The sequence below is a fragment of the Leeia speluncae genome, from assembly GCF_020564625.1.
GTDB classification, from domain to species: Bacteria; Pseudomonadota; Gammaproteobacteria; order Burkholderiales; family Leeiaceae; genus Leeia; species Leeia speluncae.
Window position 1 is genome coordinate 1 of sequence record NZ_JAJBZT010000017.1, and the last position, 15,880, is coordinate 15,880.

16 protein-coding genes are annotated in these 15,880 nt (G+C 46.5%); 8 read left to right on the plus strand and 8 right to left on the minus strand.

Annotation, left to right across the window (positions count from 1 at the left end):
• Positions 1-68 precede the first annotated feature (68 nt).
• From LIN78_RS17620 to LIN78_RS17635, 4 genes are all read right to left on the minus strand, one after another.
• A complete protein-coding gene (locus LIN78_RS17620; protein ID WP_227182201.1) occupies positions 69-1,472 on the minus strand; it encodes an aldehyde dehydrogenase family protein in 1,404 nt (467 codons plus the stop codon).
• Positions 1,473-1,480: 8 nt separating this feature from the next.
• Positions 1,481-2,539: a homoserine dehydrogenase gene (locus tag LIN78_RS17625; protein ID WP_227182202.1), complete on the minus strand. Its 1,059-nt coding sequence runs from the start codon at positions 2,537-2,539 to the stop codon at positions 1,481-1,483.
• 249 nt (positions 2,540-2,788) lie between these two features.
• A complete protein-coding gene (locus LIN78_RS17630; RefSeq protein WP_227182203.1) occupies positions 2,789-3,244 on the minus strand; it encodes an Lrp/AsnC family transcriptional regulator in 456 nt (151 codons plus the stop codon).
• 203 nt (positions 3,245-3,447) lie between these two features.
• Entirely contained in the window at positions 3,448-3,987 is a 540-nt protein-coding gene (locus LIN78_RS17635; RefSeq protein WP_227182204.1) for a 5' nucleotidase, NT5C type, read from the minus strand.
• Between the two features lie 95 nt (positions 3,988-4,082).
• Here LIN78_RS17635 and LIN78_RS17640 point away from each other — a divergent pair, with 95 nt between their 5' ends.
• The gene (locus tag LIN78_RS17640) at positions 4,083-4,955 is read left to right on the plus strand and encodes a LysR family transcriptional regulator (protein ID WP_227182205.1); all 873 of its coding nucleotides are present in this window, start codon (positions 4,083-4,085) and stop codon (positions 4,953-4,955) included.
• A gap of 58 nt (positions 4,956-5,013) precedes the next feature.
• Here LIN78_RS17640 and LIN78_RS17645 read toward each other — a convergent pair whose 3' ends face one another.
• Positions 5,014-5,694 carry a GntR family transcriptional regulator gene (locus LIN78_RS17645; protein WP_227182206.1) on the minus strand — a complete coding sequence of 227 codons (681 nt, stop codon included), beginning with the start codon at positions 5,692-5,694 and terminating at the stop codon, positions 5,014-5,016.
• 383 nt (positions 5,695-6,077) lie between these two features.
• Here LIN78_RS17645 and LIN78_RS17650 point away from each other — a divergent pair, with 383 nt between their 5' ends.
• The 6 genes from LIN78_RS17650 (at position 6,078) to LIN78_RS17675 (ending at position 11,100) form a co-directional block, all read left to right on the plus strand.
• The gene (locus LIN78_RS17650) at positions 6,078-7,058 is read left to right on the plus strand and encodes a 3-hydroxyacyl-CoA dehydrogenase NAD-binding domain-containing protein (RefSeq protein ID WP_227182207.1); all 981 of its coding nucleotides are present in this window, start codon (positions 6,078-6,080) and stop codon (positions 7,056-7,058) included.
• Between the two features lie 27 nt (positions 7,059-7,085).
• Entirely contained in the window at positions 7,086-7,988 is a 903-nt protein-coding gene (locus LIN78_RS17655) for a beta-keto acid cleavage family enzyme (RefSeq protein ID WP_227182208.1), read from the plus strand.
• A 27-nt stretch (positions 7,989-8,015) separates the two neighbouring features.
• A complete protein-coding gene (locus LIN78_RS17660; protein ID WP_227182209.1) occupies positions 8,016-8,432 on the plus strand; it encodes an acyl-CoA thioesterase in 417 nt (138 codons plus the stop codon).
• 175 nt (positions 8,433-8,607) lie between these two features.
• Positions 8,608-9,648 carry an ABC transporter substrate-binding protein gene (locus tag LIN78_RS17665; RefSeq protein WP_227182210.1) on the plus strand — a complete coding sequence of 347 codons (1,041 nt, stop codon included), beginning with the start codon at positions 8,608-8,610 and terminating at the stop codon, positions 9,646-9,648.
• 112 nt (positions 9,649-9,760) lie between these two features.
• Positions 9,761-10,465, plus strand: coding sequence for a CoA transferase subunit A (locus LIN78_RS17670; protein WP_227182211.1), 705 nt, complete (start codon positions 9,761-9,763; stop codon positions 10,463-10,465).
• A 2-nt stretch (positions 10,466-10,467) separates the two neighbouring features.
• Complete coding sequence (locus LIN78_RS17675) at positions 10,468-11,100, plus strand: CoA transferase subunit B (RefSeq protein WP_227182212.1); 633 nt, start codon at positions 10,468-10,470, stop codon at positions 11,098-11,100.
• A gap of 77 nt (positions 11,101-11,177) precedes the next feature.
• On the opposite strand, the gene LIN78_RS17680 is transcribed toward LIN78_RS17675, so the two are convergent.
• Positions 11,178-12,269 (minus strand): hypothetical protein, encoded by a 1,092-nt coding sequence (locus LIN78_RS17680; RefSeq protein WP_227182213.1) that lies wholly within the window; start codon positions 12,267-12,269, stop codon positions 11,178-11,180.
• A gap of 323 nt (positions 12,270-12,592) precedes the next feature.
• Here LIN78_RS17680 and LIN78_RS17685 point away from each other — a divergent pair, with 323 nt between their 5' ends.
• Positions 12,593-12,895, plus strand: coding sequence for a hypothetical protein (locus tag LIN78_RS17685; protein WP_227182214.1), 303 nt, complete (start codon positions 12,593-12,595; stop codon positions 12,893-12,895).
• A 112-nt stretch (positions 12,896-13,007) separates the two neighbouring features.
• Here the strand turns inward: LIN78_RS17685 and LIN78_RS17690 are convergent, their stop codons facing one another.
• Complete coding sequence (locus LIN78_RS17690; RefSeq protein ID WP_227182215.1) at positions 13,008-13,910, minus strand: sensor domain-containing diguanylate cyclase; 903 nt, start codon at positions 13,908-13,910, stop codon at positions 13,008-13,010.
• A 185-nt stretch (positions 13,911-14,095) separates the two neighbouring features.
• On the minus strand, positions 14,096-15,301 hold the full coding sequence (locus LIN78_RS17695; protein WP_227182216.1) for an ammonium transporter: 1,206 nt from the start codon (positions 15,299-15,301) through the stop codon (positions 14,096-14,098).
• Positions 15,302-15,880: the final 579 nt, after the last annotated feature.

Consider the following 15,880-nt stretch of genomic DNA (forward strand, 5'->3'; position numbering starts at 1 on the left):
CAGTACTTCATTTGCATTGGTTTTCACTCTGGGCTTCTCCACTTTTAGCTCCTTTAGCGGGGGAATGATTAGCGATTAATACAAATCACTTTGGGCTGAGTCATTTCCTGAATGGCAAACTTCACCCCTTCTCTACCCAACGAGCCATACTTAAATCCACCAAATGGCATCCCATCAAAGCGATAATCGGAAGAGTCGTTAATCATCACGCCACCGGCTTCAATTTGGTCGGCTGCTTTGAGGGCGGTTTCTAAGCTGCGGGTGAAAATACCGGCATGTAGGCTACATTCACTACCGTTCGCTTCTGCTAATGCCGCGTCAAATGAATCGAACGGAGCGATGCTGACAACCGGTGCAAACACCTCTTCAGACCAGACTTTGCAATCGGTTGGTACGTCTGTTAGGACGGTTGGGGAATAGATGCTGCCTTTTCTTTCGTGGCCGCAAATCAACTTGGCCCCTTTGGCGAGCGCATCGGATACCCACGTTTCAATCCGTTTTGCTTGGTCTTCAGAAATCATCGGTCCCATGTCGGTCGCGTCAGATGTTGGGTCACCGGTAATCATTTGGCGGGTTAATTCGGCAAAGCGGCCAACAAATTGCTCATAAATGCTCCGTTCGACCAAGATGCGTTGTGTCCCGATGCAGTTATGACCTGATGCCCAGAATGATCCTGATACACAAGATTCCACTGCCAATTCAAAATCACTATCCGCCATGACAATCACCGCTGCATTCCCACCAAGATCCATGGCCATTTTTTTCAGGCCAGCAATTTGGGTAATGGCTTCGGCGGTACTGGTGCCACCAGTAAAGCTAATCATTCGAATGTCTTTTTCTTGGACCAAACCGGTAATGACAGACCGATCTCCATGGACGATTTGTAATTGGTTAGGAGAGACTCCTGCTTTCCAAAGCACTTCCGCCAATTTTTGTGCAGATAAAGGTGATAAACCGCTTGGCTTCAAAATCACCGCATTGCCTGCGGCAATCGCCGGGCCTAGTTTGTGGGCGGCTAGGTTTAATGGGTCATTAAATGGGGTTACAGCAAACACAATGCCCAGTGGTTCTTGGGTGAAATAGCCCTGCCTGTTTTCTGAGCCTTGATACGCGCTAAATGGAATAATTTCGCCGCCCACTCTTTTCGCCTCTTCCGCTGAAAGGCGAAGGGTATTAATGCATCTGGCCACTTCTTTGCGCGCTTGGCGCAAAGCTTTACCAGATTCATTTGCAATGGTGAGTGCAAAGGTATCTATTTGGCCGGCAATGGCTTCGGCTGCTGCATTCAGAATTCGGGCACGCTCGGTACGCGACATCTGCTTGCCATCTAAAGTGCCTAAGCGGGCTTTTTCCATGATGACAGGAATATCCGCCGCGGTACTTAATGGCACATGGCCTACTACACGGCCATCAAATGGCGCATAAACGGTTAGGCTTTCTTGCGCTTGGAAGGTAGATTGATTGGCGTTCATGGTTAGCCTCACTTACTCAAACGATCGTTAAGTTCAATTAGGTCTGAAAGCAAGGCAAATGCGGTTTCATGACGACCAGCACCAGGGCCTGCAATGGTGACTGCACCAAGCAGATCGGTGGTGAATGTCACAGAGTTGTTTGCACCATTTGCCCCCAATAATGGGTCGCTCGCTGGAATACGTTGTGGTTTAACACTGCCGGTAATTACGCCTGCCGCATTTCTGCTGGCCTCGCCAATCAAACGCCATGCGAAACCTTCTTTACGCGCATTGAGAATCTCGGTTTCAGTTAGGCCGGTAATACCTTCTCTGCTAATGTCGGTTGGTTTTAAATCTGCATCCCAGATGGCATTGGCCAAAATGCAAACTTTTAGCATCACATCAAAACCACCTACATCCGCGGTTGGATCTGCTTCTGCATAGCCAAGACGTTGTGCTTCAGCAATCGCATCTGCCATGCTCATGCCTGCTTCTACTTGGCCTAATACATAGTTGCACGTGCCATTTAAGATGCCACTAAAGCGTTCAATCTCACAGCCGCGCAAAGTCATATCTAGTTGTCTTAGTACTGGCGTGCCGCTCATCACTGCGCCTTCGTAATAAAACTTAGCGCGGTATTCTTTTGCAATTTGGCGAAGCTCGGTTAGCGCCAAAGCAACTGGGCCTTTATTGGTAGTGATAACGTGTTTGCCTGCTGATAATGCAGTTTTGCAATGAGAGATGGCGGGTTCGCCAGTTTGTGGGTTGGTGAATGTGGCTTCTAGTACTGCGTCCACACAGTTAAGTTGAATCATGGCTAAGGTTTCTTCTAACGAAGACCCACCGTGATAGGTACCTGCTTGCTGTTTTAGGGCATCAATCGCATAACCAACAGTTGGTAGTGCAATCAGGCTTTTTAGGTCTAAGCCATTTTCATTCCATACCGTGCCAAAGCGCATATCGGATACAGCGGTGATCACCAATTCTAAATTGAATTTTTCTTTGAGTAATTTTTGCTTTAATTGAATGACCTCTGCCAATCCATGATTAACGCCACCAAAACCTAGTAATGCAAGTTTCAACTTCATCTGTTCTCTCCAAACACGTTAGTGATGTCGAGCAGTTTAGGTAGAATAATGATCACCGTAACTTTACAAACTGTTCAAAATTCAAAGTATTTATGGACAATTTGTTAACAGATGTAAGCATAATTTTTATGCAAAATAGCTGAAAAGTAGGGGCGAAAAGCGCATGGAATATGGCCGGTAATAGGGCGTGAATGGGCGTGCAAATGCCGCCCAGACTGAATCAGGCAAATGACGGGAAGTATTACTTACTTAGCGGGGTTTTTTATCTACGGTAGTGTAGAGTTGGAAAGCGGTACGGGTATCTTCTACGCCAGGAAGATTCGCGATAAAAGACCAGATATCACTAATTCTTTCTTGTGACTCTGCCTCAATATGAATCATCAAATCAAACTCACCACTTAAAATGGCGCAGTAGGTGACTTCTGGAATTTTGCTAATGGCTGCAGTCACATCCGCGCCACGCATACGATCTTTTCGGTAGACCATCATAATCGCTCGAACCAGCGATTTAGCCGGCGCCCGTTCTTTTACCTTGATGGTATAGCCGGTAATAATCTTATGCGCTTCAAGGCGATCAATCCGGTGTGTGACGGCATGACGAGACAAACCCACCTTAGTCGCTAAGGTAGAAATAGGGATTCGAGCGTCAGCTTGAAGTTCCTCTAAGATTTTCTGGTCAATACAATCGAGTTCAGTGGGGCGCATAGGAGCAAGTCGCGATGAAAAAGCATTTGATTATTATTTTTCGCACATCTTAGCACTATCTGAAAGAGAATAATGCACTCTGTTCGACTTAATCATTTTTGCAAAATACACAAATTCGTCGAGTGCCCGATCATTTATCCGTTCAGGCAAGCACCCTCTACGGGTAAGAGCCTAAGACGTCTTGCATCCATTAGCCCAACAGATTAAGCAGGCAACGAAACCGAGAAATACTTGGCCACATCTAGCCAATTTTCTACCACTGGGTAATCTGTCACATTCACATTGCGTGGTGCACGGTAAAGCAAACCCTGTCCTTTGAAGCCGCTTAAAAAGCGTGGGCTATCATCAATTAAATAATCCGCATGAATAATGCTCTTGTCCCCGCAAAACACAATCCGAGATGGGTGGATGTACGGGAAATGCATGGCTAGCCAATCAAACTTCGCCGTAAAAGACGTAGGGTACTCCATTGCTGCCGTCGCAATAAAAATCTCATGTTCTTGGTAGAGGATTTCCATGATCGATTTGGCGTGAGGCATCACGGCAAGGTCGGCAAAAAAATCGGGCTGGCGCATTTCGTTATCTAGTGCTTTTGCCGCTTCATCACTTAATGCTTCCCACAATAAATGGCCTTCCACCTTTTTCGGCGTCAGTTGCAGATCAAACTGCTGGTTTAGCCACGCTAACTGTTTGGCCTGGGTATCGGCTAATACTTCGTCCATATCAATCGCAATTCGGCTCATAGCTATTCTCTAATGATGAAGGTTCTTTATTTCACCTTGAATGGGTGATTCCGTCAAACGAGTTATAATCATCTCATTCATTCCTAGGAGGAATCATGGAGCTGCGAGATTTACGGGCGTTTATTGTCTTGGCCGAAGTGCTTAATTTCCGCCAAGCAGCAGAGCAACTCTTCCTCACCCAATCTGCCTTAAGTAAAAAGATACAAAAACTAGAAGCTGAACTCGGCAACCCTGTTTTTGATCGCAGCAAAACACCCACGCAACTAACCCCATTTGGCCGGCTGATTTATGAAGAAGCCATCAAAGTGGTGCACAGTGCAGATCAATTACTTAGAAGGGCTGAGTTTGCGAAAAAAGGATTCGAAGGCAAGTTAAGGATTGGCTTTGGCATTTCTACCCAGCAAATTGCCCCTAAAGCGGTCGTCGAATTCAAAGCCACGCACCCCAACGTGCAAGTGCAGCTACTAGATATGTCTGCCAAACACCAGTTTGAGGCCATGCAAAGCGGCCAATTAGAATTAGGCTATTGTCGGCTTCCCGCGCCAGACGGTTGGTGTTCGATTCCCTTATTGCAAGAATCACTCGCTATCATGTCTCCGCCAGCTTTCGAAAATGGCTTAACGCCAGCACAACGTAGCCAATTGCCGCTCATCATGCTAGATAGGCAGCGTGCCCCCGCGTATTACGATCACACCATGGCATACGTAAACAAGGCGGGGTTTTCTACCCATTTACTAGAAACGGTGGCGGATTTTTCTACTGCATTGGCCATGGTCACTGCCGGCATTGGCTGGACGATTGTGCCAACGTCTACTGCCAAAAAAGAAACCGGCTTTCATATTCACTATATAGAAGACGAAGCCGCGATCTGGCAGATTGGGCTTGTGAAAATGTCGGGTGAAACCGACCCATTAGTGGAAGCATTTTGGGAGACGGCGATTCAGGTGGGGCAGGCGTCTAAGGAGTAATGTGCGTGGAGGAATTCGCTGTCATTCCTCCACCTATTACATGCAAACCAAATGGGGTTTACTGTTGTTCAATCACTTTACGAATGGCATTGGCCGCTTCTTGAATATCTTCACAAATGGCGTGTTTTGCATCGTCCGCGTTGCCTGCTTCAATCGCCGCAATTAATTCATTGTGATGGGTTTTCCCTGCGTAGGGCATTTCACAATTGCGGATGATGTTCATTAGCGGGCCGTAGCGCATCCATAGCAGTTCAATCAAATCGACCAAATCTTCGTTATTCGATTGCTTATATAAGGTGAAGTGAAATTGCTCGTTTAGCCGTAAGAAGCGTTTCACATCGTTTAGCACTTCATCGCTATACATTTCTTCATTAATGGCTTTAAGCGTTTTTACTAAGTTGGCTGATGCGCTTAAGGTGGCTAGTCGTGTCGCTTCCCCTTCTAATTGCAGCCGCAATGGTAATAGCGTGTCTAACCTAGTCAGGGTGGCTTCCGGTACGCGAAGTGATCTTCTTGGCAACGATTCAATCGCACGGGCGACAACTAAGCGGTTAGTTGCTTCCCGAATCGGCATTTGACTAGTACCAAACGCATTGGCAAGCACGGGAAGCGTCAGCTTTTGGCCGGGGACAAACTCCCCCATCATGAACGATTGCTTTAGCGCGTTGTAAACATATTCCAGATCAGAACTCGGGCGGCGCGATTGAAACTCGGGTAATAAATTTTCTTCTTCTGCCAATTTGGCCTACTCCACAAATAATAAGCTGCCGTTTCTGATTTGCTTCCGGCGAATGAAACGGTTTTTTTGCTGCTTTAAATAATGGTATCAGAAAAAAAGTGGGCACTAAGCGTAAAAATAATTTTCCTGATCATTGATATTTTATCGCAAATATTGCATTCCAAAGTCATTTTTATGACAGATTTAATCATCCGTTTTTTGATAATTTGCGGTAAATGGCCATTAAATGTCGCTAATTGGTAGTTAATTTTCACTATCTATCCAGTTTTGTAGTTCTAAGAGCCATCTGCTCACCCTGCTAAAAATAGTCGCACAACATGCTTGATCTTATTTTTTGACTGGTTTAATCTCTGATCAGATATCAGATATATGGAGGTGGGGCGATGTTAGATATCCTGAAAAATGAACTAGCAAATAAAGTGGTTTCGATTGTCGGAGCAGGGTTGATTGGTCGCAGTTGGGCGGCCTTGTTTGCGGCCGCTGGGTTTACCGTCAAGCTGTACGATAGCCAGCCAGGTACAAAAGCGCTGATGGAGTCGTTTTGGACAGAGGTAAAGCCAACGCTCATCGAGCTTGGGTTAGCCACTAGCAATACCAACCCGACGTTTCATGTCACTAACGACATTAAAGAAGCGGTCATCGATGTCGACTTTATTCAAGAATGTATTCCAGAACGCCTAGACGCCAAGTTGGCGCTCTATCAGCAAATGGAGCCATACCTAAAATCCAATGCCGTTATTGCCACAAGTTCATCTGGATTAAAGCTTTCTGATTTGCAAGCTGGGTTTAAAGATCCTAGCCGCATCATCATTGCGCACCCATTTAATCCGCCGCACCTTATTCCATTGGTCGAGCTTTATACCAATGAGAAAACCGCCTCTGGCGTACTAGATGTTGCAGAGTCGATTTATTCCTTATGCGGCAAAGTCACTATTCGTCTAAAGAAAGAAGTCTTGGCGCATGTGGCAAACCGTCTGCAAGCCGCACTTTGGCGTGAAGCGATTCACCTTGTCTTAGATGGGGTAGCTAGTCTGAAGGACGTGGACCTTGCGGTAAGCGCAGGCCCAGGGCTTCGTTGGGGGGTAATGGGGCCGCACGCCTTGCTTAACCTAGGTGGTGGCGAAGGAGGGTTGCGCGCGTATTGCCAGCAATTTAGAGATAGCTATCACCTCTGGTGGGATGACTTGGGTAAACCGCAATTAACCGATGAAGCCATCGACAAATTGGTTGCAGAAGTCAAAGAACACGTCGGCGATAAAACCTATTTAGAACTTAAGCAAGACAGAGACAGCAAGTTAGTGGCGGTGTTGCAAGCATTGCAAAACAACAAGCTGAAAAACCAATTGTCACGTAGTGCGCAATAACTCGAACCCAGAGACAAAGGAATCAAGATGAAACGCAAAGTTGTACTTACTTGTGCAGTGACAGGCGATGGACCAATTCATCCAAAGTACCCAAATTACCCGATTACACCAGAGCAAATTGCCCAATCGTGTATCGAGGCAGCGGCAGCAGGGGCATCTGCTGTGCATATTCACGGGCGTGATCCTGTCACGGGTATTGGTAATCGCTCTCCTGAGATTTTTCAGGAAATCGTCGAGCGCGTACGTGCGGTAAACAAAAACGTGGTGATTAACCTCACCACCGGCATGGGTGGCACCTTTGTGCCAGAGCCAAATAACGAAGCATTGGCGCATCCAACCACCGACGTTGCGAGCGCTGCCGAGCGTGTACAGCATGTACTAAGCAATAAACCAGAAGTATGTACTTTAGATGTCACCACCATGAACTTAGAAGGTGGTATTGCCGGCGCACCAGATTGTGTCTTTATGAATACCCCAGGCAAGCTGCGGGATATGGCAGAACTGATTAAAAAGACCAATACCAAGATGGAACTAGAGGTCTTTAACCCGGGTGATATTTTACTGGCGCGCAAAATGGCAGAAGACGGCATCTTGCCAGAGCCATTGCTTTTCCAAATTTGCCTAGGGGTGAAATGGTCTGCTCCGGCAGATGTAAAAACCCTCACCTACATGCGTGATTTATTACCTGCGGGTGCGACATGGAGTGCGTTTGGCATCTCTCGTTGGCAGATGGATATTGTGGCGTTGTCTACCATTATGGGCGGGCACTGCCGCGTTGGTCTAGAAGACAATATTTATCTAGAACGCGGTGTGTTTGCGACCAATGCGCAATTAGTCGAACGCGCCTCACGCATTATCCGTGACCTAGGTTGCGAAGTCGCGACGCCAGACGAAGCCAGAGAAATTTTTGGCCTGACTGCAGCGGTGTAATCAACGGATATTGGCGGTGAGATCACAATGAGTACCTCTCTTTTTCTACAATCTGTCGTTGCCCATCAATGGCATTGCGATCACTTTGGCCATCTGAATGTTCGTCACTATGCGGCGGCCTTTGATGATGCGGTGTTTATTTTTTGGGGAAAGATGGGCTTACAAGTTCCCGCCAAAAATGAGCCCGGCTTTGTGCCGGTGACGGCAGAAACCAAGCTGACTTTTCAAAACGAAGTGAATGTGGGGCAAATTGTGAGCGTGTATGCCGCTATCTCCCGCATTGGCTCAAAGTCTGTTTCGCTAAAGTTTGAAATGAAAAATCAGGAAGGCACAGAAGTATTGGCCACCTGCGAAACCATTGAAGTGTTTTTCGATGTGTTAGCACGCCAAAGCGCTGCTATTCCAGCGCATATTCGCCAGCAATTAACAGCGAATGTAAGTTAGTCGTAAAAAGGTATGAATAGGTAATTAGGTTGTTCGTGCAGCGTTGACCACCTCACACTATTTCAATCGCTCTAATTGCAATGGTGTGGGGTGGAAATCAAGCAGGGCTTGATTCAAATGTCGTTTCAAGCCCTGCTTTCCGTTAGATTTAAAGCTATACCGAGGAGAGTTTTAAATGTTTATGGGTTTTAAATACACAGCAGTAGCCGTTGCCGTTTTGTCTTCTGTCGCTATGCAGACAAATGCCGCAGAGTTAACCGTCATTTCTTATGGTGGCGCCCTAAAAGAAGCGCAATCCAAAGCGTTTTACACCCCGTTTGAAAAATCTGCTGGCGTCAGTGTCATTGCTAGCGATTACAACGGCGAAATGGCCAAAATCAAAGCAATGGTCGATACCAAGACCGTGACTTGGGATGTGGTCGATGTAGAAGATAACGATCTGGTACGCGGATGTGACGAAGGTCTATTCGAAAAAATCGACGTGAAAAAGATTGGTGATAAAGCCAATTTTGTTCCGGGTGCTGTACAAGCATGTGGGATCGGCGCGCACGTATGGTCTACCGTACTTGCTTATGATGCAGATCGTCTGAAAACACCGCCAACTAGCTGGAAAGACTTCTGGGATGTGAAAAAGTACCCAGGCAAGCGTGCACTAAGAAAAACCGCTCGTGGCGCACTAGAAGCCGCGCTAATGGCGGATGGTGTGGCGCCGAAAGACGTATACAAAACGCTATCGACTTCCAAAGGGGTGGATCGTGCGTTTAAAAAGCTAGACCAGCTAAAACCATATATCCAATGGTGGGAAGCGGGTGCGCAGCCACCACAATACCTAGCCTCTGGCGACGTAGTGATGAGTTCTGCTTATAACGGACGTATTTCTGCTGCACAAAAAAGCGGCAAAAACCTAAAAGTGGTCTGGAACGGTAGCTTATATCAGTTCGATTTTTGGGCAATTCCAAAAGGTTCTCCAAACAAAGACAACGCCATGAAGTACCTTGCCTTTGCTGGTGCGCCAGAAAACCAGAAAGTCTTTGCAGAAAACATTGCTTACGGACCAACCAACAAGAAAGCACTTGGTTTACTCAGTAAGCAAATTCTAGATGCATTACCAACCTCGCCTGCCAACATCAAAAACGCATTAAATGTGAACGTGGTGTTCTGGGCAGATTATGGCGAAACCCTAGAGCAGCGCTTTAACGCTTGGGCGTCTAAGTAATAGAGATTGCCCATCTAATAACCGGTTGGTTTACCAATGGAGTTCGTCATTAGATGGGCAGCTTTACTCTCCCAGCGTCACAACATCCGAGCAACTTAAACGGTATAAATGGATGAACAAGATATTTCCAGATGCAGCTGCAGCGTTAACCGGCTTAGTCAAAGATGGGCAAACCATCGCGGTTGGTGGCTTTGGTTTGTGTGGTATTCCTGAAGCGTTGATCTTGGCCCTAAAACAAACCGGCGTCAAAGACCTCACCTGTATTAGCAACAATGCCGGCGTAGACGATTTTGGCTTAGGTCAGCTATTACAAACTAGGCAAATCCAAAAGATGATTTCATCGTATGTCGGTGAAAACAAAGAGTTTGAAAGACAATATTTATCTGGTGAATTGGCGCTAGAGTTCACCCCGCAAGGCACCTTGGCAGAAAAGCTAAGAGCTGGTGGCGCAGGGATTCCCGCCTTCTTTACCCGTACGGGTGTTGGCACCGTGGTAGCAGAAGGCAAAGAGGTAAGAGAATTTAATGGCCAACCGCATATTCTAGAAAACGCACTCACCCCAGATGTCGCCTTGGTGAAAGCATATAAGGCAGACAAAGCCGGTAACTTGGTTTTCAGAAAAACCGCGAGAAACTTTAATCCACTCTGTGCCATGGCAGCGAAGCAAACCATTGTAGAAGTAGAAGAATTACTCGAAGTTGGTGAAATTGACCCAGACCACATTCATTTACCGGGAATTTATGTAGACAGAATCATCGTCAATGCCACGCCCGAAAAACGCATCGAAAAGCGCACCTTAAGAGAAGGGGGGCAATAAACATGACTTGGACGCATGATGAAATGGCAAAGCGCGCTGCGCAAGAATTGCAAGACGGCTTCTATGTGAATCTAGGCATTGGCCTGCCTACCCTTGTCGCTAACCACATCCCAGAAGGGGTCGATGTTTGGTTACAGTCTGAAAATGGTTTATTGGGGATTGGCCCTTATCCGCTCGATGAAGAAGTCGATGCCGATTTAATCAATGCCGGAAAACAAACCGTCACCGCAAGGCAAGGCGCGGCGTATTTTTCTAGCGCAGACTCCTTTGCCATGATCCGTGGCGGGCATATCGACATTGCTATCTTAGGTGCCATGCAGGTAAGCGCCAACGGCGATTTAGCCAATTGGATGATTCCCGGCAAAATGATTAAAGGCATGGGCGGCGCAATGGATTTAGTCGCCGGCACCAAAAGGGTCGTCGTGTTAATGGAACACACCGCCAAAGGCGATCAACACAAAATTGTAGCGGAATGTAGCTTACCGCTTACTGGCTGCGGCGTTGTCGACCGGATTATTACCGAACTAGGCGTCATCGATATCACCCCAAAAGGGCCAAGATTAGTGGAATGCGCACCCGGGGTAAGCGTAGAAGAAATTCAGGCAAAGACGGGGGCTGCACTCATCCTCGACTAAGCCAACGGTGTTAAGTGCAGTTCGTCTCTAAGGGGCTTAACCAGCAATCTGCAACCGCGATTGCTGGTTTTTTTTCATCAAGAAATAGACAAGCTAAACAGATAATTCAAAATCGTCGCCATTTCTCTCGAATTGCCATACAGCATCAATCTACCGCTCGCCTCTCTGGTAAACACCAGCGCAGGCCATTGATCTCGGATGAGTGATTGGTAGGCAGGTAACTTGGGTACTTTAAACGCTGCGAATGCCGCATTTTCGTTAAAGTCTTGCACCGACCAATCTTTCATGTCACTAAACTGCATATAGATAAGCGATACTTTGTATTTGCCATCGTCTTCAAACTCGCCGCCATAGCCAACGGGCTTCGCCTCTGCCTCCAACATTAGCTTTTCGAACATCACCCCACTCGGGATGACTACCGTGCCATCGGTGGCCGGCCTGCTACTCATTTTGCCGGCCAATAACATCTGCTTGAGGTAATTGCCCTTGGTACTGGGCGCAATAGACTGAAGATAAAGTTGCGTTACTGCTGCTTCATCTTCTGGTGAGTCGGCTTGCTGATAAAGCGTAGGATGTTGTCGCACATAAGCATTCGCTTGCACCACATCTTGCTGAAAGCGCTGCTGCCAATCACGGAAGTCATCTACAAACTGTTTGGCAGGAAAGCCAACTTGCGTATAGGTGCTGACTGGTAAAGGGGTTGCCCTATTTTTTGCCGCCGCTTCTCTGGCAAGCCGTTCTTTCTTTTCATACGCCGGCTCTTCTCGTACCAAATCTAACACCACCTTTTGCCCCTCTTGCGATATTTGCAAGCGCCGTGGCTGGCTACCTTCTACAAACCAGATTTGATCTTTCGATTGTTGCCAAGCAGAAAAAATACGCCCACTCTCCGCCTTGCTAAGCATCACTTCTCCTTTGGCCGTTGTCCTACCGCTGGCTAAAAAATCTTTCTCCGCTAAAGCGTCTAGCTCGCTCTCTGCCCGCACAAACCGCCAAAACGCATTGCTATACGGAATGCCATATTCCCCCGGCACATCCTGCAACACCAAACGCCATTTAGATAGCGCCTGCTTAACCGCTACGTCATTCTCGTCAGCTAGTGCGGGTGTTAGCCAGAGCAGGCAGCATAAGAGTGCAAGCCGCAGAAATTGGGAAGCACGGAAAATCATAGAAGTACTTTCAGTAACATATTTTGATCAATATGTTACCCGTGTATGCAATTTTCATCTTGCGTTTTGGAAGAGGTTGGTTATAAATAGCAATCAGTATTTTGCAATTTACTAATGTTAGAGGCGCTTGGAATGTGTATTCATGATGTGAATGAGTATTGAAAATACTAAGATCGTGCGGAAATCACTGAGGATCAATTACTAAGAGCACCATCAGTAAAAAGCATTGTTGGAGGTTATGGCGTAGATTATGGAGCCGAATCCTTCATTTCAACGGGTAGCTTCTGGTTGTCGCTAAATTCAAACATTAGGGGAAATGCAGAATGAGTCAAAACGAAAAGCGTGTCCCGTTGATTGGCAGAATACTTGCGGCAATCATTTCTTTGGTTTTGATCGTACTGGGTGTCAGCCAATATATAGGCGAGTTTTCGGCGGGTGTTTCTACTCGCTTTGGATTCATGCCGCCACAATACGGGGCTGGAGCGAAGGCGCTAGGATTGATCCATGTGATGCTCGGGCTTTTACCGTTAATTGCTTTCTGTAAAACCCCACGGCAGGCGGTTATATATGGCTCGGTGATTGGCGTGTTAACTATCGCAGCTATTTTTTATATGGTCTACAAGTAGGTTCGTTTTCCATGGGTGATCCAAACCCCATTTATCAAGTAGACCGCTTTCGGCAGTCACTTATCTCAATGCTTGAATTGATCCCTTCTCTTATCACATAAGATAAACAACTTTAAATCACGATGATTCGGTCTTTGCCTTCGTTTTTAGCCTGATATAAGGCTAAGTCTGCTCGTTTAATCATCTCTTCGTAAGAGTGGTCTGCTTTGGAAATCGTTGTGGCGCCAATGCTCACCGTTACTTGCGTATCCCCAATCGCGTATTGGCTTAATGCAGCGCGGACTAGTGTTTGTAAGCGTTGGGCAAGCTGTAGGGTGTCTGGTAGCAGGGTATTTGGTAGGGCAATGATAAATTCATCTCCGCCAAATCGACAAATGCAGTCATTTTTTCGGATGACAGTTAGGCAAAGGTTCGCCACCATTTTGATCACTTCATCACCGGCGGCGTGGCCTAGGTTGTCGTTTACGCTTTTGAGATTATCTAGGTCAAACATTAACAGAGAAGTTGGCGTTGCATAGCGCGTATACGTATCGAAATGCTGTTTTAATTCCTGTTCTAATTTTCTGCGGTTAAATAAGCCGGTGAGTTGGTCTGTATCGCTTAGCTCTCTTAGTTTGATCTCTAATTGGTGGCGTTCAGAAATATTGCTAGCCACCCATAGTACGACGGCTTCGTTATCTATTTCAAAACTCAGTGCTTGTATCCGCCCTTCAAACCAGATGGGGGCTTCTGGGCCTTCATCTGGAAGGCCTTTTACATCTCGGCTGCTGAGTTCGTACTCTGCAATCTCTAATTTCTGAGAAACAATCGCTTTTTCTATTTGGGTAAGAAACCAGTTGGCCTTTTCTGGCTTGATTAAGTCCGCAATATATCGCCCAACAAGATTAGACCCATCATGGTAATAACGCTTGTCTTGGCCGCCAAAGATGGCAACGTATTTGCCACTTCTGGATAAGATAAAGGCAGGGTCAGGTAACGCATCGAGAATGATGGCCATCTGCTCGATATTAATCATGAATCACTTCTTTTGGCGGATCGAATGGGCTGATACAGTTATATCAAAACATGTATCGGGTGTTTTGACTATGATTCTAATCAGCTTCGGTGAACTTAGCACTACAGCATCGTAACAGCGCCGTTAATTATGCATCAAGTGCTAGTTCTATTCTCGAAGTTTACCCCGCCTTTTACTGCTAGCTTTCAAAACCCGTTCGCAGCTTCTCTTTCTGGTGTGGCGCTGATTTTATGAATAGATAAATCTGCGCCGTTAAATTCATCTTCTTCGTCTAGACGAATTCCCATGGTCTTCTTGAGTACACCATACACAATGTAGCCGCCTACAAAGGCAATGACGATGCCCATTAGGGTGCCGATAATTTGCGAGACTAAGCTAATGCCGCCAATACCACCCAAAGCGGTTTGGCCGAAGATGCCCGCAGCAATACCGCCCCATGCACCGCATAGGCCGTGCAATGGCCATACGCCTAATACATCATCAATTTTTAGGCGGTTTTGGGTAAGGGTAAATAGCCACACAAACATGCCGCCAGCGATCAGGCCAACCACCAACGCGCCCATGGGATGCATGATGTCTGAACCCGCACAGACTGCGACTAGGCCAGCTAAGGGGCCGTTATGAATAAAGCCTGGGTCATCTTTCCCCATGAACATGGCCATAAGCGTGCCGCCAATCATCGCCATTAATGAGTTAATCGCCACTAATCCAGAAATACCACCAACGCGCTGCGCACTCATCACGTTAAAGCCAAACCAGCCGACGATCAAAATCCAGGCACCGAGTGCCAAGAAAGGAATAGAAGAAGGCGGATGGGCAGAGACTTGGCCGTGGCGGTTATAGCGGCCTTTGCGTGCACCTAGTTGTAAAACCGCCGCTAAACCAATCCAGCCACCTACTGCATGTACTACCACTGAGCCTGCAAAGTCTTTAAATGGCGCACCAAACTGGTGCGTTAGCCATGCCTGTATGCCGTAGTGGCCGTTCCACATCATCCCTTCAAAAAATGGGTACACCAAACCGACTAGAAAGAAGGTGGCGATAGACTGCGGGTGGAATTTGGCACGCTCGGCAATGCCGCCAGAAATAATAGCTGGGATGGCGGCTGCAAAGGTCAGCAAGAAGAAAAAGCGGACTAGTTCATAGCCATGATCTGCCGATAGCGCGCTGGCGCTGTGCCAGAAATCAATGCCATAAGCGAGTGGGTAACCCACAAAGAAGTAGGCAATGCCAGAGACGGCAAAGTCGGTCAGGATTTTGACCAACGCATTGACCTGATTCTTTCTACGCACGGTGCCCAACTCTAGAAAGGCAAAGCCAGCGTGCATGGCCAAAATCATAATCGCGCCAAGCAAGATAAATAGTACGTCTGCTGTTGATGGTGTATTCATTTGGTGCAACCAAAAGTCATGGAGAGAGTAATGCACCCAAAGCAAGCACAATGCCAGAGTGTGTAAATGATTGATTTGTAAATATATTTGTTTGTGTTTGTAAGATGTTGGTGCAATGCGGTGGTTAATATGGTGCGTTTTGATGAGGATGTTTGCACTATTGTTGTGCCATTGGTGATTGAATTGCACAAAAAATGTGCATTGCTAGATTCGGTATTCCGTAGAAATACGCATGAAAGTATTGTCTGGTTGGTGAAATACCGGCTTTATTCAGAAAAATGTCATGATTTTCTTGGCTTATTATTAATAAATTTCATGTATGCGACAAAATAAAAGACATTTGTGTCATTGCGATGAATAGTACTTTTCAAGCATCAAATATTGGGTTATGGTGCCAAACTTAACTTTATATCTGCTGATCAGATAGTTAAATGCCAGCTTTGAAAGATAAATGCTAAGTTTGGGTGCAAGAAAGTGTGAGTACACGCATCCCAAAAAAACAGAGTTTAGGCATTTGCCATACAGGGGAATACACCTTTGAGTAGTACAGAAATTCATAATGCATCTAAAGATGTATTA

What these genes read in the sequence shown, in the direction of transcription:
- LIN78_RS17655 (WP_227182208.1), top strand. Translation starts at nt 7,086, where the DNA reads ATGAAACGCAAAGTTGTACTTACTTGTGCAGTGACAGGCGATGGACCA.
- LIN78_RS17685 (WP_227182214.1), top strand. Translation starts at nt 12,593, where the DNA reads ATGAGTCAAAACGAAAAGCGTGTCCCGTTGATTGGCAGAATACTTGCG.
- LIN78_RS17670 (WP_227182211.1), top strand. Translation starts at nt 9,761, where the DNA reads ATGAACAAGATATTTCCAGATGCAGCTGCAGCGTTAACCGGCTTAGTC.
- LIN78_RS17665 (WP_227182210.1), top strand. Translation starts at nt 8,608, where the DNA reads ATGTTTATGGGTTTTAAATACACAGCAGTAGCCGTTGCCGTTTTGTCT.
- LIN78_RS17620 (WP_227182201.1), bottom strand. Translation starts at nt 1,472, where the DNA reads ATGAACGCCAATCAATCTACCTTCCAAGCGCAAGAAAGCCTAACCGTT.
- LIN78_RS17660 (WP_227182209.1), top strand. Translation starts at nt 8,016, where the DNA reads ATGAGTACCTCTCTTTTTCTACAATCTGTCGTTGCCCATCAATGGCAT.
- LIN78_RS17630 (WP_227182203.1), bottom strand. Translation starts at nt 3,244, where the DNA reads ATGCGCCCCACTGAACTCGATTGTATTGACCAGAAAATCTTAGAGGAA.
- LIN78_RS17635 (WP_227182204.1), bottom strand. Translation starts at nt 3,987, where the DNA reads ATGAGCCGAATTGCGATTGATATGGACGAAGTATTAGCCGATACCCAG.
- LIN78_RS17640 (WP_227182205.1), top strand. Translation starts at nt 4,083, where the DNA reads ATGGAGCTGCGAGATTTACGGGCGTTTATTGTCTTGGCCGAAGTGCTT.
- LIN78_RS17625 (WP_227182202.1), bottom strand. Translation starts at nt 2,539, where the DNA reads ATGAAGTTGAAACTTGCATTACTAGGTTTTGGTGGCGTTAATCATGGA.
- LIN78_RS17680 (WP_227182213.1), bottom strand. Translation starts at nt 12,269, where the DNA reads ATGATTTTCCGTGCTTCCCAATTTCTGCGGCTTGCACTCTTATGCTGC.
- LIN78_RS17675 (WP_227182212.1), top strand. Translation starts at nt 10,468, where the DNA reads ATGACTTGGACGCATGATGAAATGGCAAAGCGCGCTGCGCAAGAATTG.
- LIN78_RS17695 (WP_227182216.1), bottom strand. Translation starts at nt 15,301, where the DNA reads ATGAATACACCATCAACAGCAGACGTACTATTTATCTTGCTTGGCGCG.
- LIN78_RS17690 (WP_227182215.1), bottom strand. Translation starts at nt 13,910, where the DNA reads ATGATTAATATCGAGCAGATGGCCATCATTCTCGATGCGTTACCTGAC.
- LIN78_RS17650 (WP_227182207.1), top strand. Translation starts at nt 6,078, where the DNA reads ATGTTAGATATCCTGAAAAATGAACTAGCAAATAAAGTGGTTTCGATT.